21 protein-coding genes and 1 tRNA gene are annotated in these 21,446 nt (G+C 34.6%); 1 reads left to right on the forward strand and 21 read right to left on the reverse strand.

The window, feature by feature from the left end; genetic code table 11:
• Nucleotides 1–12 precede the first annotated feature (12 nt).
• The 15 genes from ACWG42_RS07415 to ACWG42_RS07485 form a co-directional block, all read right to left on the reverse strand.
• Nucleotides 13–675 carry a tRNA (adenine(22)-N(1))-methyltransferase gene (locus tag ACWG42_RS07415; protein ID WP_455791264.1) on the reverse strand — a complete coding sequence of 221 codons (663 nt, stop codon included), beginning with the start codon at nt 673–675 and terminating at the stop codon, nt 13–15.
• Nucleotides 675–1,871: an RNA polymerase sigma factor RpoD gene (gene rpoD, locus ACWG42_RS07420; RefSeq protein WP_455791265.1), complete on the reverse strand. Its 1,197-nt coding sequence runs from the start codon at nt 1,869–1,871 to the stop codon at nt 675–677. The genes ACWG42_RS07415 and rpoD overlap by 1 nt, the downstream gene beginning before the upstream one ends.
• A 4-nt stretch (nt 1,872–1,875) precedes the next feature.
• Nucleotides 1,876–3,645 (reverse strand): DNA primase, encoded by a 1,770-nt coding sequence (dnaG, locus tag ACWG42_RS07425; RefSeq protein ID WP_455791266.1) that lies wholly within the window; start codon nt 3,643–3,645, stop codon nt 1,876–1,878.
• A gap of 17 nt (nt 3,646–3,662) precedes the next feature.
• Nucleotides 3,663–5,045, reverse strand: a complete 1,383-nt coding sequence (locus ACWG42_RS07430) for a glycine--tRNA ligase (protein ID WP_455791267.1) — start codon at nt 5,043–5,045, stop codon at nt 3,663–3,665.
• Nucleotides 5,046–5,227: 182 nt separating this feature from the next.
• Entirely contained in the window at nt 5,228–8,914 is a 3,687-nt protein-coding gene (locus tag ACWG42_RS07435) for a collagen binding domain-containing protein (protein WP_455791269.1), read from the reverse strand.
• Nucleotides 8,915–9,016: 102 nt separating this feature from the next.
• Nucleotides 9,017–9,754, reverse strand: a complete 738-nt coding sequence (gene recO / locus ACWG42_RS07440; protein ID WP_455791270.1) for a DNA repair protein RecO — start codon at nt 9,752–9,754, stop codon at nt 9,017–9,019.
• Complete coding sequence (gene era / locus ACWG42_RS07445) at nt 9,754–10,647, reverse strand: GTPase Era (RefSeq protein WP_455791271.1); 894 nt, start codon at nt 10,645–10,647, stop codon at nt 9,754–9,756. The genes recO and era overlap by 1 nt, the downstream gene beginning before the upstream one ends.
• Nucleotides 10,644–11,054, reverse strand: a complete 411-nt coding sequence (gene cdd / locus ACWG42_RS07450) for a cytidine deaminase (protein ID WP_455791273.1) — start codon at nt 11,052–11,054, stop codon at nt 10,644–10,646. The genes era and cdd overlap by 4 nt, the downstream gene beginning before the upstream one ends.
• Nucleotides 11,048–11,407 carry a diacylglycerol kinase family protein gene (locus ACWG42_RS07455; protein WP_455791274.1) on the reverse strand — a complete coding sequence of 120 codons (360 nt, stop codon included), beginning with the start codon at nt 11,405–11,407 and terminating at the stop codon, nt 11,048–11,050. Before ACWG42_RS07455 ends, cdd begins: the two co-directional genes overlap by 7 nt.
• Nucleotides 11,376–11,843, reverse strand: a complete 468-nt coding sequence (gene ybeY / locus ACWG42_RS07460; RefSeq protein WP_455791275.1) for an rRNA maturation RNase YbeY — start codon at nt 11,841–11,843, stop codon at nt 11,376–11,378. The genes ACWG42_RS07455 and ybeY overlap by 32 nt, the downstream gene beginning before the upstream one ends.
• A gap of 104 nt (nt 11,844–11,947) precedes the next feature.
• Entirely contained in the window at nt 11,948–12,586 is a 639-nt protein-coding gene (gene phoU, locus ACWG42_RS07465; RefSeq protein ID WP_455791276.1) for a phosphate signaling complex protein PhoU, read from the reverse strand.
• A 12-nt stretch (nt 12,587–12,598) separates the two neighbouring features.
• Nucleotides 12,599–13,360, reverse strand: coding sequence for a phosphate ABC transporter ATP-binding protein PstB (gene pstB, locus ACWG42_RS07470; RefSeq protein ID WP_455791277.1), 762 nt, complete (start codon nt 13,358–13,360; stop codon nt 12,599–12,601).
• Nucleotides 13,361–13,371: 11 nt separating this feature from the next.
• The gene (gene pstA / locus ACWG42_RS07475) at nt 13,372–14,619 is read right to left on the reverse strand and encodes a phosphate ABC transporter permease PstA (RefSeq protein ID WP_455791278.1); all 1,248 of its coding nucleotides are present in this window, start codon (nt 14,617–14,619) and stop codon (nt 13,372–13,374) included.
• Nucleotides 14,616–15,557: a phosphate ABC transporter permease subunit PstC gene (gene pstC / locus ACWG42_RS07480; RefSeq protein WP_455791280.1), complete on the reverse strand. Its 942-nt coding sequence runs from the start codon at nt 15,555–15,557 to the stop codon at nt 14,616–14,618. The genes pstA and pstC overlap by 4 nt, the downstream gene beginning before the upstream one ends.
• Before the next feature lie 71 nt (nt 15,558–15,628).
• On the reverse strand, nt 15,629–16,558 hold the full coding sequence (locus ACWG42_RS07485; protein ID WP_455791282.1) for a substrate-binding domain-containing protein: 930 nt from the start codon (nt 16,556–16,558) through the stop codon (nt 15,629–15,631).
• Nucleotides 16,559–16,741: 183 nt separating this feature from the next.
• Between ACWG42_RS07485 and ACWG42_RS07490 the strand changes: the two genes are divergently transcribed.
• Nucleotides 16,742–17,029 carry a hypothetical protein gene (locus tag ACWG42_RS07490; RefSeq protein ID WP_455791283.1) on the forward strand — a complete coding sequence of 96 codons (288 nt, stop codon included), beginning with the start codon at nt 16,742–16,744 and terminating at the stop codon, nt 17,027–17,029.
• Nucleotides 17,030–17,064: 35 nt separating this feature from the next.
• Here the strand turns inward: ACWG42_RS07490 and ACWG42_RS07495 are convergent.
• The 6 genes from ACWG42_RS07495 to ACWG42_RS07520 all read right to left on the reverse strand — a co-directional run bounded on the left by ACWG42_RS07495 (nt 17,065) and on the right by ACWG42_RS07520 (nt 21,232).
• A tRNA-Glu gene (locus tag ACWG42_RS07495) sits at nt 17,065–17,139 on the reverse strand.
• Nucleotides 17,140–17,249: 110 nt separating this feature from the next.
• The gene (locus ACWG42_RS07500) at nt 17,250–18,467 is read right to left on the reverse strand and encodes a sensor histidine kinase (protein WP_455791284.1); all 1,218 of its coding nucleotides are present in this window, start codon (nt 18,465–18,467) and stop codon (nt 17,250–17,252) included.
• The gene (locus tag ACWG42_RS07505; protein ID WP_455791286.1) at nt 18,457–19,137 is read right to left on the reverse strand and encodes a response regulator transcription factor; all 681 of its coding nucleotides are present in this window, start codon (nt 19,135–19,137) and stop codon (nt 18,457–18,459) included. The genes ACWG42_RS07500 and ACWG42_RS07505 overlap by 11 nt, the downstream gene beginning before the upstream one ends.
• Nucleotides 19,130–20,101: a PhoH family protein gene (locus ACWG42_RS07510; RefSeq protein ID WP_455791287.1), complete on the reverse strand. Its 972-nt coding sequence runs from the start codon at nt 20,099–20,101 to the stop codon at nt 19,130–19,132. The genes ACWG42_RS07505 and ACWG42_RS07510 overlap by 8 nt, the downstream gene beginning before the upstream one ends.
• A 14-nt stretch (nt 20,102–20,115) precedes the next feature.
• Nucleotides 20,116–21,042, reverse strand: coding sequence for a sporulation protein YqfD (locus ACWG42_RS07515; protein ID WP_455791289.1), 927 nt, complete (start codon nt 21,040–21,042; stop codon nt 20,116–20,118).
• On the reverse strand, nt 21,032–21,232 hold the full coding sequence (locus tag ACWG42_RS07520; protein ID WP_455791290.1) for a YabP/YqfC family sporulation protein: 201 nt from the start codon (nt 21,230–21,232) through the stop codon (nt 21,032–21,034). Before ACWG42_RS07520 ends, ACWG42_RS07515 begins: the two co-directional genes overlap by 11 nt.
• Nucleotides 21,233–21,446 lie beyond the last annotated feature (214 nt).

A 21,446-nucleotide genomic window follows, 5' to 3' on the forward strand; every position in this document is an offset into this window, starting at 1 on the left:
TTCTGGATTTTATCACAGAATGCTTTTTAATTTGTCTTCGATACGTTTTTTTAATTGGGTATATTCTTGGAATGTAGGTTCCGTAGATGGCATTTTTGACAAGATGTTTACTAACTTATCCAAATGATGTTTCCAGTATAATGGAAATAGTGGGTGTTGTATACAACTGCCGAATAATATTTCATCTTCATTCAAAGAATCATGATAACTACATGTAAATGCAATGACTTCATAGAAATGATCTTCTTCTACGATGTCTTCTTGTACAATGGTGTAATGGTGTTCACTAATCCAACGACGAACATCATCTACATGCTTGTTGCTTTGAATAATGATACGTTTGTAATTTTCAAGTTTATCTAAATTGCGTTCCAAAATTCCTTGGATGGTATCAAACCCCATTCCAGCGATGATAATAGTGTCTACATCTTCTGGTAAATTATCCATCCCATTTGTAAGAATGGTAGTAATTTGATGATCTAAGTGTAAGGAAGAGATAGCCTCTTGTGCTCTTGATAAAGGACCTTTACGCAAATCACAAGCGTATACACGAGAACAGACATCTTCTTGTATAAGTGCAATGGATAACAAACCATGATCACATCCTATATCTGCGACTACACTTCCCTTTTCTACCATAGAAAATATGGAGAAAAGGCGCTTAGAGAGCGCCATTATGGTTTGTCTACAAAATCCTTTAAACGTTTGGATCTTGTAGGATGTTTTAATTTACGTAATGCTTTTGCTTCGATCTGACGAATACGTTCCCGTGTTACGTTGAATTCTTTACCAACTTCTTCAAGTGTACGAGTTCTTCCATCGTACAATCCAAAACGCAAACGTAATACTTTTTCTTCACGTTCTGTTAATCCTTGAAGCACTGTGTTGATTTCATCTTTTAACAATTGATTGTTTGCATATTCATCAGGTGAAAGTGCATCTTTATCTTCGATGAAATCTCCTAAGTGAGAATCGTCTTCTTCTCCGATTGGAGTTTCAAGAGAAACTGGTTCTAAAGCAATCTTTTGAATTTCACGCACTTTTTCAGGAGAGATATTTTCCATTTTAGCAGCAATTTCTTCTGCAGAAGGATCACGTCCTAAATCCTGAACAAGTTGACGTTGAATACGAGTTAACTTGTTGATAGTTTCTACCATATGTACTGGGATACGAATTGTTCTAGCTTGGTCAGCGATTGCACGTGTGATCGCTTGACGAATCCACCATGTTGCATATGTAGAGAACTTAAATCCTTTTGTATAGTCAAATTTTTCAACGGCTTTTACAAGACCCATGTTCCCTTCTTGGATAAGATCAAGGAACAACATTCCACGTCCAACATATTTTTTCGCAATAGATACAACCAGACGAAGGTTAGCAGAAATAAGTTTCTTCTTTGCTTCTTCATCCCCTGCTTGAATACGTTGAGCAATTTCAGGTTCTTCTTTAGGGTCTAATAATTCAACACGACCAATTTCTTTCAAGTACATTTTTACAGGATCATTGATTTTTGTGTGGGCAGAATTTGCGAAAGATTGTTCCAAATTCTCAATGTCTGTAGCTAATGTGTCCTCTTCTTCTTCATCTTCCTCGATAAAGTCAATATCATCATCATCTTCAGCTGCCAATACATCATCGTCCAATAAATCAACATCTTCTTCATCGGCATCTTTTACATCAATTCCGTTTTCTGAAAACCATTCCAACAAATCATCAAAGTCACTATCAGACATATCTAAATGTTCGATTGCCTCCATGATTTCACTTTGTTGAACTTCATTGTTATCTGTTAAACGATCTAGAAATCCTTGTTTGATATCATCGAGAGTTTTATATTCTTTTAATACTGCTTTTTTCTTGGTAGCTTTCATATCGTTACTTCCTTCCCGCGCTGCGCCAATCATCACGCTCTATAATCAATTGATTCTTTTCATTCGCAAGCTTTGCTTTTTCTAAAGGATCGTGGATCTGCTTAATCTTTTCGTTGATCATCGCAATCTTATCATCCATGAAACAAGCTTTCACTTTATGAATGGCTTCATGTAATACTTCCATATTCACATCGTCTTGAGCAAGTTCCCAATTCGCAATTTCTAACAGTAGTTTCTTAACAGGTTCTTCTTTAATAACATCCAATAAATCTGCGATTTCAATATGTTGATGTGTTCGATAATAATCGATGATATAAATCGCCAGTTTGTTGCTCATGTCATCTTTTAGAAACCCTAGTTCTTCTTTGTAGTAATTGCTGGCAGCCACACCACTTAGCATCTGTGATAAAATCTGATACTCAGCATGCATTCTACCGCTTTTAGGAAATGTCAAATACGTTCGTTTTTGATATATATCTTTCTTTTTCGTTTCTGTCTTTGTTTCCTTTGTTGGTTCAGGGCGCATATCGAATTCTGTTAATTCTCGTAGGCGAACAAAGTAGCTTTCTTTTTCAAAATCATCTTTTAATGCATTTATTTCCTCTGCCATTTCAATGGCGAGTTCCTTTTTTTGTGTATAATTTTCTAAATTGTATTTTGTTACCAAATATCCAAATAGAAAATCAATCCACGATATGGTTCTCTCTACCATGTGTTTTAGTTCTTCTTTACCAAACTCTTCAATAACTTCATCTGGATCTAATCCAAATTTGTTATCGACAACTTCAAATTCCATTTGATATTGTCGAGCAAGTTTACCAAACTTATAAGTTGCATTTCTACCAGCACCATCCCCGTCGTAACAAAGGATAATCGGTACGTGTAATTTCTTCAACAACAACATTTGCTCTTTTGTACAAGCTGTCCCAAGTGTTGCTAATGCGTTTGATAATCCAATCTTTTCAAACGACAAAACATCCATCGCACCTTCCACAAGATATACTTTCTTTTGTTTGCGTGCTTCTTCTTTTGCCCTATGATAGTTAAAGATTAAATTCCCTTTGATATAAATATCCGTTTCATTCGTATTGATGTATTTCGCATCATCGTTATCCAAAATTCTGCGTGCAGAGAAACCAACAGGTTCTCCAAACTCATTGTGAATAGGAATGGTAATACGATTCGCAAATACATCTTTCATACCAATGGAACTTAGTCGACACACCCCTGCCCCAATGATATCTTCATCTGCATGTTTCTTCGCATGAAGAAACTTGTACAAAGCATCATCCGGTGGGTTATATCCAAGTTCAAATTTCTTGATAATTGATTCATCAATCAAACGGGAACTTAAATACTCTTTTACGTTATGTGCATCTAAGGTATCCATATGGTAGTGTGTAAACTCAATGGTGTCTTTACACGTCTTGTAGAGTGCCTCTTTATGCGGGTCTACGACACGTTGGGGAATATCTAAAGTATGCTCAATTGGAACACCTACATACTCCGCAACTTTGTATACAGCCTCAATAAATGAAATTTTTTCGTAATTTGATACAAATGTAAAGACATTTCCACCCGCATTACAAACAAAACATTTATAAATCTGTTTATCTGAGGCAATTGACATCGATGGTGAATGGTCATCATGAAAAGGACAAGTACACCAGTAGTTCTTGCCTTTGCGAGTAAGTGGTACATAGCGTCCAATAATATCTACTATGTCCGCTTTTGCACGAATCTGATTGATTTCCTCTTCACGTAAACGCGCCAAACACAAACACCCCTATACTATAGTTTAATTCTCTCTTCGATATAAGCTGCTAAATCATTGATAGCTACACGTTCTTGTTCCATAGAATCACGATGACGTACAGTTACACATTGATCATTTTCTGTTTCAAAATCTACTGTGATACAAAATGGTGTACCAATTGCATCTTGACGACGATAACGTTTCCCAATACTTCCGGATTCATCATAGTCGCAATTTCCTACTGCCGCAATCTTCGCGTAAATCTCCATTGCTTTATCACCTAGTTTTTTGCTTAATGGCATTACACAAGCTTTGATAGGTGCTAAGTATGGATGGAAATGCATCACGATACGTGTTTCATTTTCCAATTCTTCTTCATCGTACGCATCGCATAAGAATGCTAGCATCAAACGTTCTACACCAACCGCTGGCTCTACACAGTAAGGTAAATATTTTTCATTGGTATTTGGATCCAAGTACTCCAATGATTTCTTACTAGCTTCTTGGTGTTGTTTTAAGTCATAATCCGTACGATCTGCGATACCCCATAATTCTCCCCATCCAATTTGAGAATGGAAGTTATACTCGATATCACAAGTTCCTTTAGAATAGAATGCCAATTCTTCAGGAGTATGGTCACGGAATCGCAAATGATCTTCTTGTATGCCTAAATCAGTCAAAAATTTCATGCAATACTCTTTATAATAATGGTACCACTCCATATCTGTACCTGGTTCACAGAAGAATTCTAATTCCATCTGTTCAAATTCTCTTGTACGGAAGATGAAGTTTCCTGGAGTGATTTCATTACGGAAGCTTTTACCAACCTGTCCAATACCGAATGGTAACTTCTTACGCATAGAACGTTGTACATTCTTGAAATTCACAAACATTCCTTGTGCTGTTTCAGGACGAAGATAAATCGCATTCTTAGCATCTTCTAAAACTCCTTGGAACGTTTTAAACATTAAGTTAAATTGACGAATATCAGTGAAGTCATGTTTCCCACATTTTGGACAAGCTAAATTGTGCTCGTTAATGTAGTCCATCATCGCTTCATTGCTCCATCCTTCAACACTTACTTCGTTATTTGTTGCATTTTCAATCAACTGGTCAGCTCTAAAACGTGTTTTACAGTCTTTACAGTCCATTAAAGGATCACTGAATCCTCCAACATGACCACTCGCAACCCAAACGGCAGGATTCATCAATATTGCAGATTGAATACCTGTGTTGTATGGTGACTCCTGAATGAATTTACGCCACCAAGCTCGTTTGATATTATCTTTTAATTCAATACCTAATGGACCAAAGTCCCAAGTATTGGATAAACCACCATAAATCTCAGAGCCTTGAAAAACAAATCCACTGTTTTTCGCATGCGCTGTTACTGTATCAAATAGTTTTTCGATTTCCATATAATATAGCCCCTTTCAAAAAAAATCTCATCACATCGTGATGCAGGTGAAACGAAAAAATAGTTACAAGAATACACTTTAATATAACACTTTTTGCACTTTGTTGTCAATGAAATATAGACGAACAGAAAGGAAAAAAGAGAATTTTATTTTCAATTCTCTTTTCTACTCATATAAATGAATTACGTATTCTTACGGAAACGCATTTTTAAGCATGTGATTATCAGTAACATCATGCCACTAATCAGCAAACTATTTATAAATAAAGTTGCATTTGTTGTATCAGAAGTTCCTACTATATTTGATGATTCTTTATCAATTGGCTTTGGTAATGGCTTTGGTTTATCCTCAGGAACCACAGGTTCTTGTGGTTTTATTTTTTTATTCACAATAACAACATTCCCTTTTGAAGAAGACAGTGTGAAACTTGCTGTTTCAAAAATTTCATACCCATCACTAGTTGTATTTTGAACAATAGTATAAATACCAAATTTTAATGGACCAACAATTATTTTACCATCCTGATCACTTTGGCATTGTACTTGTTTTCCTGTTTCATCTTTTATAGTGATATTTGCTCCTTGTATTGGATGTTTGTTATCATCTTCAACTGTAATATGAAGATACCCATAATCATTTTTCAAAGTGTTTGTCACATGTTCTATCTTATTTCCATCTACATCCTTCACTGTTACAATACCAATTTTATCTACTTCTGCATATACATTATCACTTATGATATATCCATCGACACTACTTACTTGGCGAATCACATATTTATTCATACGTTTATTCGTAAAGATAATCCGTCCATTTTGATCGCTTGTGACGCGTTCTAATGGAGTTGTGAAGCCGGTATCAGATATGTCGAATATCTCAAACACTCCACCTTGTATAGGCGCATTGTTATCATTCTTTACTTGAATTGTGATATCTGTAGTAATTGGTGTATTGTATATTGTTTTCTCAACCAAATCAACAGATGGAACACGCACTTCTATTTTTTTATCTTCTTTATGATATCCATCATTCGTAGATGTTTGGACAATTTCATAATCCTTACGTAATCCTAGTAATTCAAATGTAAGTTTTCCATTCTCATCCGTTTTTGCTTGTTGCATTACATTTCCATTGTACATTAAGTCGAAGGAAACATTAGATAATGGCATGGTAGTTCCTTCTTCGTATAAAGTAATACTATACTTTCCTTTACGTGCTTTCGCAAGAGCACTGGCACTTCCACTAACAGAAATCTCCGCATTACTTGATTGTGTTCCATCTTCTCCTTTGAAAGCAATTTTGTTATCTAATAATCCACTCCCAGAAACATCTGCATCATACTCCAAAATATAAGCATCATCGATCACATTCTTAAACGTAATAGCTAAGATACGTTCATTTCCTTTTGTTGTAAAATGATAAGAATAAATACTAGAGTCTACAATACTTCCTTTTGACATCTTTCCATCAGATTTCACTTCCGCTTTATATAGCTTAACGCTATCATAGTCGAGTTGTAATCCTAATGACATGGTATCTATAATTTCATTATGTGTGAGTGTAGCTTTGTTTGGGTTAATTCCAATAGAATAATGTACAACTCCAGAGGTATTTACATCTGAGGTGTTCGCACTCTTCTGCAACAAAGCGTTATCAATAGCTTTGCTGGCGTCTACTTTCACATCTGGATATGTAGTATTATCAAAATGCATAATTGCACTATTTTTTACATCTACTTTTTTCTCTGTCTTAAAGTCCTCATATGATTGTGTATTCACGAGTGTTTTATAGGAGATGACATGTTTCTTATTGATTTCACGACTTCCAAGCGAGATAGTATCACCAATATAAATACGTAAAATAGCACCATCTACTTCATAATAACTTGCTTTTGTACGATCTGTATCTAATATAGTAGTTCCATCCAACACAATACTGCTCGTATCCAGTGTCTGATACATCGGTATCGTATCTTCAAGTATTGCATCATTTATAGACATTGCATTTTCATTTACTGTTAATTCCCAAGTCTGTTGATGGTTACTATAATCATAATTACCACCTTTTTTAGATAACATTTTACTGAAAATATCTTTTGCAGCATTGCTTGTAGCAGTGTGTGTCCCACTGCTATCAGCTCTTAGTTTATAATCTAGTATCGCACTATTTTTTAAGTTTAATTTTTGATTCGAAGCAATAAAATTTTTATCTATCACTTTTGTAGTTATACTGAACGTATATTCACTAACTCCAATATCACCAAAATCATATGAAATCGTTTTTTTATCTGATGTAATTGTTGGTTTGATAGTGAAAGTATCAAAACCAGTATATCCGATAATTTCTTGATTTTCTGGAACTGTATCTTTAAATACCGCAGACATCAAATCTACTTTATTCGTATTTATAGAGACATTCCAAACGATTTCTTGCGTTGTGGGATTATACTCCCCTGCTGTTTTTTTAATTAAGCTTGTAGGCACTGAAACTTTGCCTTCTTTGATACTTCCACTTGCAAGTGTGAAAGTGCTATAACCGTCTCCATTAGGATCCCACTCTGTCGTCATCCATGCCTTATTTTTAAAATCTAAAGACGTATTGTTAAATTCAAAATAAGAACTCTTGATAGGAGTTTTATAAGTAATTACCATTTCTTCACTTAAAGTAGCTAGTTGAAACGTTAGTGCCTTATTAGTATCATATGTTATTTCATCGTGTGTAAACCCTTTTGTAAAAGACACTTCCGAGTTATCTGCCATATTTATCAATTTATCTGGCATTTCCAAATAACTATCTCCATTTGTCAAAACATCATATACAGTAATATTTTTAAGGTTTTCCTTAGGAGCATTGATGGTAAGTGTCCATAAAATTGCATTTTCACCTTCGATTTTTTGTCCAGTCTTTGACATCCATGAACCCTTCGCTTCTATTGAAGCTTGTTTGCTACTGATTTCATTACCATTGTGAAATAGTTTTGCAGTATTCGCAAAAGTACCTTTCATATCTTTGATGGTACTTCCATCATACCAAAGAGACTTCTTCGGTTTGGTGTTATAAGTAATTACAATATCATCCGTAGTGATTGTAGGTATCGTGTAAGTTAATGTATTGTTATTTATTTGAGCTGCTTGTGAAGTGGCATCTACAGAAAAAGAATTCGTGATAAATGTTTGATTATCGCTTATGACATCTTTGAATTCAATATTTTGATAATATGGTTTTCCAGGGGCAATGGTTACTGTCCATTTCAAGACACCGTCTTGATAAGTAACCTGTTTATCTTTCACACTAGGTAATACATCTTGGTTCTCTTTCACTCGAAATGAAAGTTTATCACTGTCTGATAGAACGATCTCTACATTTTTAGCATCCTGAATAGCATCCTTATCTAATTTACAATATAGATTGATGTCTCTTACATCAAGTTCTACATCAGATAAACCATCATCCATCAACTTTTGACGAATACCAGAAGAATATTGCAAAACTAAGTTATCATCTTTAAAAGTAAGATTTCCAAGGTTTGCTTCCTTTGCTTCATCATTAGAAGCTGTATATTTCAATTGAATCGGAATTGCAGAATTCCCTATCTTATCTTTTGCCCATACCAAATTAGCAGGCAATGGGATGGTATATTCAATGTTTTCGTCGATATCGGCTACATTTTCTAAAGTATAAACAAAACCAATGCGAAAGCTATCATTTATAGATACTTCGCTATCATTTGGTATTGGTTGTTTGCTTTCATCTAATAATTCAAAATAGTCAACAGCCAATGTTGTATTCGTAGCGTATAGAAGAGATGGGGTTACAGTCGTTAACATTAGTACCAGCACAAATGTTACTTGAAAAATTTTCTTTAGCATATAAAAACTCCCTTTCCAGCATACGCATTATACACTAGGTAGGGAGTCAAAAGAATTTTTTGCAAAAATTTATGACAAAATGATTTTAAATTATGTATTTCTTTACGAAATGTCATAAAGTTTACGTAAAAATCGCACACTTTTTATAGAAATAGCACCATATTCCTGAAAGAATGCATACAAATCTTCGAAATTAGCAAACGTAAAATCAAAACCTTCTCTCAACACTTCATAATGTTCTAATTCAGCTTTACACAACAAACGAAATACCTTCAAATCTACTATGGATTTTGGTTTGTTATCTTTGCTGTGGTAGCACTGTTTACAGACAAATCCTCCATCAACAATGGAAATCGCATATATGTTATGATTACTTCCACATCGTACACAAGATTCAACATAAGGCTCAATCCCATGCATACGATTCATAATGGATTGAAACAAGCATAAGATGCGAATTGGTTGTGATGTATCTTTTAAGATGTTTAAGGATGTCTTAAGCAAAGGGAATACATCTTCTTCAAATGCACTCGCATCCAAACATTCACACATATAAGATGCGATGGTTTGTTTATATAAGTCTTCTCTTATCTTACGATAGCTTTCTATAATCTCTGCACTTTTTAGGGAATGTAAATCCCCTACTTCATTTACATTTAATAAAAAGCGACTCATTGTAAACACTTGACAAGCAGGCGCATTCTTACTTTTCATTTTTTGAATACCCCTAGCTACCACATGAAACAATTGGCCATTTTCACATAAAATATGTAACATGGCATCATGTTCACGATATTCCTGATAACGTACGACAATACCTACATATTCTTGTTCTCTCATTATTCGCTCTTCTCGTTATATCCAAGTTGTGCTAACTTACTTGCACGATTTCGCCAATTCTTTTCAACTCTTACAAAAAGCTCCAATTCTACTTTTTTATGTAATTTTTCTTTTAGTTCTTTTTGCGCCGCTAGTCGAATAGAGCGAATCATACTTGCTTGTTTACCAATGAGAATTGCTTTTTGTGAAGTGCGTTCTACTACAATCATCGCTTGTAGGTCTATTCTTGTATCCGATTCTTTTCTGTTCTCAATAACAACCGCAACCGAATGAGGAACTTCTTCGTTTGTTTTGTTTAAAACTTTCTCGCGAATAATCTCAGCAATTTGAAATTGTTCTCCATGATCACAAATCATATCTTCAGGAAAAAACATTGGTCCTTCTTGTAAATATTCACGTGTCACCTTTAAAAGTTCTTCAAGATTTTCTTTCTCTAGTGCGGAAATTGGGAAGATTTCTTTAAAAGACATACGATCTTGCCATTGTTTCAACACCTTGATTAAATCTTCTTTTTCTAATAAATCAATTTTATTTAATATTAGGAATACTGGTATATGAGATTGTTTCATCTTTTCTAAAATAAACTCGTCTCCACTTCCAAAAGGTTGCGTAGCATCTACCATCCAAAAATTGATATCCGCTTCTGCAATTGCGGTATATGCATTTTTGTTGAGTGTTCTTCCTAGTTCGTGTTTCGGTTTATGAATTCCTGGAGTATCAATAAATACAAATTGTGTTTCTTTTGTTGTAAGTATTCCAGAAATGTTATTTCTGGTGGTTTGTGGTTTGGATGTAGTGATAGCTATTTTTTCTTTCATCACTGCATTTAATAAGGTGCTTTTTCCTGCGTTGGGTCTACCAACGATTGCTATAAAACCTGAACGATAACTCATAGTAAATCCTCTTGTGTAAATGACATTGGCAATAACTCTTCAATGTTGGTTACTTTTCCATTTTTTTTATTGCTTAGAACAATCGGAGTATCTCTTTGTAATAATTCTACTAAAACTTGACGACATGCTCCACAAGGTGCAGCCAATATATCTCCATCACTTACAATCGCAATAGATTCAATATCTTCTTTACGATACCCTAAAGAATACGTCGCAAAAATAGCACTACGCTCTGCACAATTCGTTAATCCAAAAGAAGCATTTTCTATATTTGCTCCTGGGATGTATTTTCCATCTTTTGTTTTTACACATGCTCCTACATGATACTTAGAATACGGTGCATATGCATGTTCCATCGCGTTAAATGCACAATCTAATATATCTGAATACTTATTAAGTTCTACCATAATTTACCTCCTATAATGATAACTCCAACGATTGCGGCTACGATTGACATCAACAATACGGCCGTTGCTGCATAATCTTTAATCTTTTTTGCGCTTTCATGATAGTGTGGACAAACCATATCCACAACTTCTTCAATTGCACTATTTACAAATTCTAAAGCAATAACGGATGCAATTACAATGAGAATAAGTGCCCATTCCATACCGCTCAAGGATAAGAATGCACACGCTACAATGACAACACATCCAATGAAAACTTGAAGCATAATACTATGATCATGGCGTACTCCATGAAACAAGCCGGCAAAAGCAAAGTAGAATTTACGAACGTACTTTCTTAGGAATGATATCATTCAATATGTCATCCTGTAATGTAAACATTACACGTTCATCTTCTTGATTCATATGGTCATACCCCAACAAATGAAGGATACCATGTGTAAATAGAAAACACACTTCCCTTCTTATAGAATGCCCATACTCTTTTGCCTGTTGCTTGATTGCTTCGATATTAATAAAGATATCACCAAGTTCTTCTTCTCCATCCATGATTTCATAATCTTCCTCACTATCTTTTAGTGCGAAGCTAATAACATCGGTTGGACGATCAATCCCTCGATATGTACGATTTATTTCATGTATTTGTTCAGGTGTCACAAAGATAACAGAAGCACATTGTCCTTCTTTTAACTTCAATACCTGTGATGTTTTTTCTGAAATGGTAACAAAATCTTTTTTATAGCGTGTCCATTTCGCCTCCATACTTTGATTGATGATGTTGATTTCCATGTATTCACCTCATTACTTTCGTGATTATTATACCACAAAGAAAGAAAAAGGTCTTATGATTCTAACAGAAAGAAAAACAGTAGTGCATTAGCACCACTGTGGGTTTATCCAAAATCGTAATGTTGTCCTTTTACCATATAAATGATATGTTCACAGATATTCTTTGTATGATCTCCTGCGCGTTCCATATTACGAACCATCGCACTGATTTCAAAGATATTCTTCATGAAGTCAACATCTTCTTTTGAAGTTACTTTTTCTTTTAACTTATAGTACAAGTCTTTGATTCCTTTATCTCTTTCTGGGATTTCAAACGCTAATTCAATATCACGTTCTTCGTATGCTTTCATTGTATCTTGTAGCATTTCAATGAATTGTTGTTCCATCGCCATACCATACTTACGAATGCTAGATTCGATTTCATCGTGTTTGATTAAGAAAATCGCAATATTTTTTGCATAGTCACCAATGCGTTCTAATTCACTTGCAATTTTGATGTCTGCCACAACTTTACGAAGATCACTAGCAACTGGAGACAATAACGCAAGTGAACGTACTGCCATATCATTAACCTCTTCTTCTAGGTGATTGATGATATCATCTGCTTGTACGATTGCTAATTCTTTCTCTCTGTCTGGTTGATTTAAAACATCTACGATCTTTTCATGCATTTGTAATACTTTACGTCCCATTTTCAGGATGTTTTGTTCCATTGCGCTTAATTCAGCATCTATTTTTACCATGTAAGATTCCTCCTATCCAAATCTTCCTGTAATATAATCTTCCGTACGTTTATCTTTTGGTTGTTGGAAGATATTACTTGTCTTATCAAATTCTACCACTTCTCCCAACAAGAAGAAAGCAGTATAGTCAGAAACACGAGAAGCTTGTTGCATAGAGTGTGTTACGATAATGATTGTATACTCCTCTTTCAACTCTTCCATTAAATCTTCAATCTTGTTTGTCGCAATTGGATCTAGTGCACTTGTTGGTTCATCCATTAAGATTACTTCTGGTTCCATTGCAATCGCACGTGCAATACACAAACGTTGTTGTTGTCCACCTGATAATCCAAATGCACTATCATTTAAACGATCTTTTACTTCTTCCCATAAGGCAGCTTTTTCAAGAGATTGTTGTACAATCTCATCAAGGATTTTCTTATCCTTGATCCCCTGACATTTAGGACCATACGTAATATTATCATAAATGGACATTGGGAATGGATTTGGTTTTTGAAATACCATACCCACACGTGTACGTAAATCAACGACGTTCATTGCTCCTTTATGAACATCAACACCATCCAATTCGATATTTCCTTCAATACTACAACCATCAATCAAATCGTTCATTCTGTTTAGGCAACGAAGGAAGGTAGATTTACCACAACCACTTGGTCCAATCAATGCAGTTACTTTATTTTTCGCGATATCCATATGGATGTTCATTAATGCTTGTTTTTCTCCATAGAATAAGTTTAAATCTGATACTTGAAATATTGTTTCTTCATTCATAATACTTCCTCCTAATACCACGCTTTATTAAAACGTTTGCTTAATAGTTTGATGCTAATATTTAATACTAATACAAAGATAAGGATTACGATAGAAATCGCACTTGCTAGTTCAAAGTTTGGTTGTTCACTACTCATGATATTGTAAATATGAACAGCTAAACTTGTTCCTTGAGATAATAACTCAGGAGTATCATTGACATAAGTACCCATTGCATAAATCAAGGCAGCACTTTCTCCAATGATACGACCAATACTCAAAAGTACACCTGTTAAGATGCCTGGTACGGCACATGGCAAGATTACTTTGAATATGGTTTGAGATTGGTTTGCCCCTAGAGATAACGATGCATCACGAAGTGATTTTGGCACAACGATCAACGCTTCTTCTGTAGAACGTATAATGGTTGGTAATAAAATAACAGACATCGTCAAGGAACCTAGCAAAATATTGGCAGTCGTTGCACCAAACATCTGTGTAATTGGAAATAAAACCGCAACTCCCATCAAACCGAAGATGATACTAGGTACACCAGTTAACATTTCAATTGCACTACGGATAAATCCGGTTGTACGTGTTGGTTTTGCATATTCATGTAAGTAGATTGCGGCCGCAATACCTAATGGTAGTGCAATCAACAAGGATACTATAATAAGGTACAAAGTTGTAATAATAGAACCACGTATTCCTCCACCAGGAGTTTTAAAATACATAGTTTTGATAGAAGCAGCATTTTCATCCAACATAGTCACTACTTCTTTGGCACTTTGAGACATGATGTTTCCACTTACTTGCGTCTTCCCTTGTGTATTTACAAAATTAATTCTCTCGGCTTGGAAACCGACTTCCGCCCCCATAGTTACTTCACGATCTTTGATACTATCGTCAATTAAGTAATTGAATGGTGAATCTTTATCGATGTATTCGATCAATACGACATTGTCTTTGTGTTGATCAATTGTATCGATGAATGCAACCCCCCATTTACTACTAAATACAGCTCCTTCACTTAAATCTGATGGCTTTGTAAAATTAGCTGGAGCATTATGTTGTTCTTGAATAGATGTCAAATAATTATTAGACCAGTAATTACCAGTCAAGATATCAAAACCTAAAGAGGAAAAACCTTTTGAGAAAATAAAGATAAAGATAGCAATCAAAACAACTACGCTTACTCCACTGGAAACGTAAGTAATTCCGTTTAAGATACCATCGTTGCGTTTACGTTTCTTTTTTTGCGCAAGATTAATTTGTTTCATTTCAAATTCCCCACTTTCTTTTTCATGAAGTTCAAAAGAAGGTTTGATAACAGAATAACTGCCATCAAAATCAAACCAACAGAGAATCGAATATCATAATCTAATCCAGTGGTTTCTTTCAACCCTGCCAACATAGTGGTTGTTAGGGTTCTTGTGGTATCAAATAAATTCACAGTAGGACCAAACATTTTGTTACCAGCTACCATTGCAACTGCAGTTGCCTCTCCAAAAGCACGACCTATTCCTAGGATTGCACCAGCAAAGATTCCTGATTTAGCACTTGTTAAGATAACTTTAAAATTTGTTTGTGTCTTTGTAGCACCCAACGCTAAAGAACCTAGTTCAATTTCTTTATCTACACTACGAATGGCAGTAATTGACAAAGAAGTAATGGTTGGAAATATCATAATCGCAAGCAATAAGATAACCGCTAATAAAGAACTACCTCCTGCAGTGACAAATCCAAAGGAAGATGCTAATCCACTTACAAGTACTGTAATCGTTCCTGAAGCAAATACCCCATATACCACAGAAGGAATGGATGCCAATAATTCAACAACTGTAGTCATAATTTCTGCAATACGTTTTGGCGCAATCTTCGCAATGAAGAGAGCTGTCAATACGGATAATGGGAAAGATATTAACAATGCCCCAAAACTCGCAACCAATGTATTGATAATGATAAATCCTACCCCATAAATACCTTGATCTTTTCGCCATAAGCTACCGAAAAGAAAATCAAAGAAATTTACTGGTTCATAAGTAGATGTCCCAACAAATGGAGTTACTCCCTTAATACTAATAAAAATTACGATTACAGCTAACATAGAGCTCGCAATCAATGCGGCCAACATAAATACAAAACGCATACGTTTGTCATGTTGGAGTTTCTTATTATTTTTTTCAAAGCTCGTAAACTGTCTAACAAAATATTTCATATTTTCACCAATCCTTATAACATGAGAACAGTCTGAACTAAGTCAGACCATTCTCTATTCGTGCTACTGTACTACTTGATGTCTTCCCATTTCGCAAATTCACCAGTAAAGATTTTCATTAATTGATCCTTTGTCATATTATCGAAGCTGTTGTTGTCTTTGTTTACAACTGCCACAACTGCATCCAAACAATATTGACCACTCATCATAGCTCCTGTAACATCTTCTTCTGCTTTGAATTCTCTTGATGCAAATCCAATATCTGCTTTATTAGGTCCATCTTTTTCTTTTCCTAATACACGAGGTACTGCATCTCCACTACCTGAATGATTCATTGTGAATTTTACATTCCCTGCTAATGGTGAGAATGATTCAAGTGCAGCTTTTACTGTTTTATCTACAGATGTAGATCCTCCAGTTGTAATTGTAATTCCTGAATTGTCTTTTTCTAATACTGGATATTTACTTGCTAATTCTTCCCAAGCAACGGCTTTTGTTAAATCAACTTCACCACCAGCTTTTTTTACAACCGCCATACCTTCACTAGAGTTTTCTAAGTAATCTAAGAATGCTTTTACAAGCTGTTCTTTATCATCACTTCCAAAGTCCCCTGCAGCTCTTGTTGCGTATTTGAACGGACGTTGTAACTTATAAGTACCATCTAATACAGTTTCTGCACTTGCTTCTACTCCTTCGAATTTCAATGGTTTTACACCGTTCTTTTCAAAGTCTGTAGATAAAGATGTATAACCGATTCCATTTTTTACGGAACCAACTTTTGCGGCCATATCATCATTACTTGTTACTTCGTTTGCAGTCTTTGTAAGTTTCCCTTCAAATCCTACACCTTTTTCAAAAGCTTCTCTTGTTCCACTAGATGAATCACGTGTGTATACTTTAATTTCTCCAGTGACTCCCTGCGCGCTATCATCATTTGATCCACATGCCATTAATGAAACACTCATCAAACATGCTAATCCTAACATCAATGTTTTCTTCATTCTTATATTCCTCCTTGAATACGTCTATATCATAACGTTTGTTTATGAATTCTAAATTAACGTATTGTTAATTTACTGTTAACTTATTCATCTATCTATATTCTTCCTCAAAACTTCTTTAATAATACACAATGAACAAAAAAGATATGCTATAATATTTCCAAGCTAGAAAGGAACTTACTTATGGACACTTCTGAAATCATTTCTATTGATGAACACGCATATGATGACATACGCCCATATATAAAAGATAAAGACGGCTATCAACACTTCATTGTGCTACATGCGACCACAACACTTTCTGTCAATCCATTCCAATGTGAAACAAGATTCACTATGCAAATGGATGATTTCCTTTTGCGCATGCAAAAAGATGGATATGAAGTGTTGAATATACGTATATCCCCGATGGGCAATCCCAACATATTAGGTGCTGTATCAGGATTCTCTATCGTTATTAATTACAAATAAAAACCAGCAGAACTTCTGCTGGTTTGTTTGTTTTATGGCATCGCGTACGGGATTTGAACCCGTGGTACAGCCTTGAGAGGGCTGTGGCTTAACCGCTTGCCGAACGCGACATCTTTGAATGCGGAGTTATTATATCATCAAACCTTATTACTTTGCAAGCACATAAAACATAAAAAAAGCCATAAGATACACCCATGACTTCTGTATTTGTCAAACCACTTTAAATTAAAATTTTAACAATAAAGGAAGTTCCTTCATCCACTTGACTACGCACAAGGATTTTACCACCATGCGCTTCCACCGCTGATTTCACAATGGATAAACCTAAACCAGAACCACCATTCATACGCGAACGATCATCGTCTACCCGATAGAATCTCTCAAATATTTTTTCTTGATCTTCTAAAGATATACCATGACCTTCATCTTTTACTTCAATCGTATAAAAACTATTTTCTTTTGATGTTTTGATAGTGATTGCACCTGTATCGCTGTACTTAATCGCATTGGATAATAAATTGATCATAACTTGGAACATTTTTGATTCATCACAAGTTAAAATACCACGATACTGATAATCTTTTACGATTGTTAAACCTTTTTTATCAGCTGTCTTTGATAAGGATTGACATGCCTTATCGATCACCTTAGTCATATCTACTTTTTCTTTTTTCAATATGACGTTTGATAAGGACAAACGTGATAACTGTAACAAATCTTTTACAAGGTTATCTAAGCGATTGATTTCAGACTCAATTTGATCAAGAAATTCTTTTCTTGTTTCATCATCATCAAAATCATCACGGTTTAATATTTCTACCATCCCTTTGATAACCGCAATAGGTGTCTTTAATTCATGGGAAGCGTCCGCAATAAAACGTTTCTGCATCTTTTCCCCTTCCAATGTTTTAGAAACATCTTGAAACAGGAATAAACAACCACGATAATGTTGTTTTGCGGTCACTGGAATACTAATGGATTGATATTCAATATCATTGATACGTAAGATTTTATCAACTTGTTTTTCCATAATAAAGCTATCTTTAATAAATTCTTTTACTGGATCCACAAAATTATTTTTCATATAATTCATATCTTCAAATGTTTCACCATCTGAAATCTCATCAATACTACTACTCATAACAACATTGCCAAATTGATCCAACAACAACAATGGATACGGCATACTACCTACGATGGTTAATAGCTGTTTATTCTTTAAGTGCACATCTTTTGAAGTACTCTTAATCTTTTCTTGCATTTCTTTGTACTCTTTACGTGCCATTACTTGATCTTTATGATCATAAAATAACCATATAGCTACAAAAGAAGCGGACAACAATAGAATGAGAAAAATCTCATTTACTTGTGTGGTCAATTGTAACACAATGGCAATGAAGACTAGAATTACCAAAGCTATGTAACGATTATTTTTCATTGTTTTCCTCTATGGCATATCCAATCCCTCGCATAGACTTAATGTTTACAGAGCTTTTGGAAAGTTTACTTCTAAGTTTGAATACATGAACATCTACAATTCTTGTATCTCCATCATAATCGAATCCCCATATCTCATTTAAAATATTATCTCTTGATAATACAATCTCTTTGTTAGAAATGAAATATTCTAATAAATCAAACTCTTTCTTCGTAAGCACCAATTGTTCATTCGCAATATAAGCAATTCTTCGCTTCATATCCATAGAGACATCTCCCATAGATAGGATTTTGTCTTGTTGGATTCCGCCATTTCGTTTTAGGTGAGCATTTACTCTAGCAAGTAACTCTCTTGGTGAGAAAGGTTTGGTTACATAATCATCTACACCCTTTTCAAAAGCATATAAAACATCGGTTTCATCATCTCTAGCGGTTAACATAATCAAAATGCTATTGATACGTTTTTCTCTTAATTTCTCGACGATTTCAATTCCACTTACATGAGGCAACATCCAATCGATAATTAAGACATCAAATTCTTCTTTTAATGCTAAATCAATCGCTGTTTTTCCATCCCCACATTCAACGATATCAAAACCTGCTTTTCTTAAATCATAAGCAATAATTTTTCTAATATTTTCCTCATCTTCGATTAATAATATTTTAGCCATGCGTTTGTTCCTCTCTTTCATATCGTTCAATGATTTTTTGAACTAATGGATGACGGACAACATCTAAACTTGTAAGTTCTACAAAGGATATTCCATTGATTCCATCCAATAATTGTTTTGCGTTCATTAAACCACTGTCACTTTTTTTAATTAAATCTATTTGCGTAACATCTCCTGTAATTACAATTTTTGAATGGAACCCCATTCTTGTTAGAAACATCTTCATTTGTGCACGTGTAGTATTTTGTGCTTCATCTAAAATGATGAAGGCGTTATCTAAAGTACGTCCACGCATATACGCAAGTGGTGCTATTTCAATTACTTCTTTCTCAAGTAATTTCTCTACTTGTTCATTTCCTAGTGTATCATATAATGCATCATATAGAGGACGTAAATATGGATCTACTTTCTCTTTTAAATCTCCTGGAAGAAACCCAAGGCTTTCTCCTGCTTCTACCGCAGGTCGAGTAAGTATAATCTTACGTATATCACCCTTTTTAAGCAATGTGGCAGCATAAACAACTGCGAGGTATGTCTTACCAGTCCCAGCTACTCCCGTTGAAAAAACAATATCAGAATTGCACATACACTGAAACATATAACGCTGTCCAATGGTTTTAGGATAAATCAATTTCCCATGAATGCTTTTACCAACTGGTTTTTGATACATACTAGAAACATTTTGTAGTTTTTTCTCTTTCGCTAATTTCATCAAATAGATCACATCACGTTCCTGTACATCAATGTGATTCTCTAACATATCCATCATTGCTTTTAAAATCTTTTGAATCGTTTCAAAAGTCTCTTCATGTTCACACAATACACTTAATGTATCATCACGAAGTGTTATATCACTATGAAATGCCTCTCTTAATAAATGCAAATGCTTATCCTGTGGACCGCATAGTTTTACAATGGAATCCATAGAACTTCCTGTTAAATCGATTTGATATTGTCTACTCATATATTCTCCTTCACTTAAGGTGTGGTGATATCTTTATACAATGTGTAATGTATTACCATCTTTATTTTACCCATATCATTAGAGAATTGCAAAATATTTTCTTTATAAATGGAATCTCCTTCGCGAAAGTCTTTTGAAACAAGTGCTCTAGCATCCAATAATAAATCAAAATATTGTAGACTTTTGGGCAAACCATTTTGATCCATCGTTACCGTAACATCTTTCCAAGTATAAGCATACACGCGTCCCGCTACATAAAGTTCTTCTTTTTTACCTAAACTATCATCCATCACATTGGATACCAGAACATCTCCCGCATGTACAAAGTCATTTACCTTATGCACCTTATTACCATGAGATATTTCAAACCTAGCAATAACACCATCTTCTCTTGCGATTAACTCATCTTTTTTAAGTTGAGAAATAGAGGCGAATTCTTTTGGAGTATAATGAATTAAGTATCGACTTCCCTGTTTGGATACTTCCAACCAAGCAATTTCGTTTTCTAATCGCTTCTTTAATTCTTGTTTCATCTTTGTTCCATCCACATGATAGATCGGAGTTGTATATCCCATATCTTTGAGTGTCTTTTGAATCAATGTACGACTTTCCTCTTGTTCACCTTTGATATCAATAGCAAAAATCGTATTGCTTAAGAAAAACCATATTCCAAGCGCTACTATAATAGATAACACACGAGCAGGTTTTCGCAAAGAGCGCATTGCATATCCCAACATACCAGTTGTCCTAACTCGCTCTATCTTTGAAAAAGAATGCTGAATTCGATATCGAAGCCATACTTCACTATAAAATTCTATATACTCATGATGTACATGTAAATCATATACTTCCAATTCGTTTCGTTTCACAATTTGTAAAAATTCTTGTATAGATATGTCCGCTCTCCATTCATCCAAACCTATCTTTTGTTTATTTCTCATAAACGAACTCCATCACTTTAAAGGTACCTTCTATAAGAATTTCATCTTTCCCTAAAGCAATTACTTGCATAGCATCTCCCTGTATGGTAATCACCACTTCTTTTAACGCAATGCAAATTCGTTCTTTTGAAACATATCGAATATGTTCAAAATGTTCCAACATCATCTGGTTTTTATCTATGGAAAGCATATAGTCACCTCTTTACACAATACGTTTTAAGTGTAAATTTTATGACTTACTTATCGTCCCTCCTTGCATACATTATAATGAATTTTATGTTTCTGTTTGTTATAATTTTGTTAAGATTTTACGATATCTACATATAGAACAAAAAAATATGATGAAAACAAAAGATACATCATTTCATGAATTTCGCATCCTCGAAAATGATCTTAAACAATTG

This window comes from Amedibacillus sp. YH-ame10 (assembly GCF_053848885.1).

Excerpts from the sequence above, each read along its gene's own strand:
- ACWG42_RS07415 (WP_455791264.1), bottom strand. The coding sequence starts at position 675 with ATGGCGCTCTCTAAGCGCCTTTTCTCCATATTTTCTATGGTAGAAAAG.
- rpoD (WP_455791265.1), bottom strand. The coding sequence starts at position 1,871 with ATGAAAGCTACCAAGAAAAAAGCAGTATTAAAAGAATATAAAACTCTC.
- ACWG42_RS07430 (WP_455791267.1), bottom strand. The coding sequence starts at position 5,045 with ATGGAAATCGAAAAACTATTTGATACAGTAACAGCGCATGCGAAAAAC.
- ACWG42_RS07435 (WP_455791269.1), bottom strand. The coding sequence starts at position 8,914 with ATGCTAAAGAAAATTTTTCAAGTAACATTTGTGCTGGTACTAATGTTA.
- recO (WP_455791270.1), bottom strand. The coding sequence starts at position 9,754 with ATGAGAGAACAAGAATATGTAGGTATTGTCGTACGTTATCAGGAATAT.
- era (WP_455791271.1), bottom strand. The coding sequence starts at position 10,647 with ATGAGTTATCGTTCAGGTTTTATAGCAATCGTTGGTAGACCCAACGCA.
- cdd (WP_455791273.1), bottom strand. The coding sequence starts at position 11,054 with ATGGTAGAACTTAATAAGTATTCAGATATATTAGATTGTGCATTTAAC.
- ACWG42_RS07455 (WP_455791274.1), bottom strand. The coding sequence starts at position 11,407 with ATGATATCATTCCTAAGAAAGTACGTTCGTAAATTCTACTTTGCTTTT.
- ybeY (WP_455791275.1), bottom strand. The coding sequence starts at position 11,843 with ATGGAAATCAACATCATCAATCAAAGTATGGAGGCGAAATGGACACGC.
- phoU (WP_455791276.1), bottom strand. The coding sequence starts at position 12,586 with ATGGTAAAAATAGATGCTGAATTAAGCGCAATGGAACAAAACATCCTG.
- pstB (WP_455791277.1), bottom strand. The coding sequence starts at position 13,360 with ATGAATGAAGAAACAATATTTCAAGTATCAGATTTAAACTTATTCTAT.
- pstA (WP_455791278.1), bottom strand. The coding sequence starts at position 14,619 with ATGAAACAAATTAATCTTGCGCAAAAAAAGAAACGTAAACGCAACGAT.
- pstC (WP_455791280.1), bottom strand. The coding sequence starts at position 15,557 with ATGAAATATTTTGTTAGACAGTTTACGAGCTTTGAAAAAAATAATAAG.
- ACWG42_RS07485 (WP_455791282.1), bottom strand. The coding sequence starts at position 16,558 with ATGAAGAAAACATTGATGTTAGGATTAGCATGTTTGATGAGTGTTTCA.
- ACWG42_RS07490 (WP_455791283.1), top strand. The coding sequence starts at position 16,742 with ATGGACACTTCTGAAATCATTTCTATTGATGAACACGCATATGATGAC.
- ACWG42_RS07500 (WP_455791284.1), bottom strand. The coding sequence starts at position 18,467 with ATGAAAAATAATCGTTACATAGCTTTGGTAATTCTAGTCTTCATTGCC.
- ACWG42_RS07505 (WP_455791286.1), bottom strand. The coding sequence starts at position 19,137 with ATGGCTAAAATATTATTAATCGAAGATGAGGAAAATATTAGAAAAATT.
- ACWG42_RS07510 (WP_455791287.1), bottom strand. The coding sequence starts at position 20,101 with ATGAGTAGACAATATCAAATCGATTTAACAGGAAGTTCTATGGATTCC.
- ACWG42_RS07515 (WP_455791289.1), bottom strand. The coding sequence starts at position 21,042 with ATGAGAAATAAACAAAAGATAGGTTTGGATGAATGGAGAGCGGACATA.
- ACWG42_RS07520 (WP_455791290.1), bottom strand. The coding sequence starts at position 21,232 with ATGCTTTCCATAGATAAAAACCAGATGATGTTGGAACATTTTGAACAT.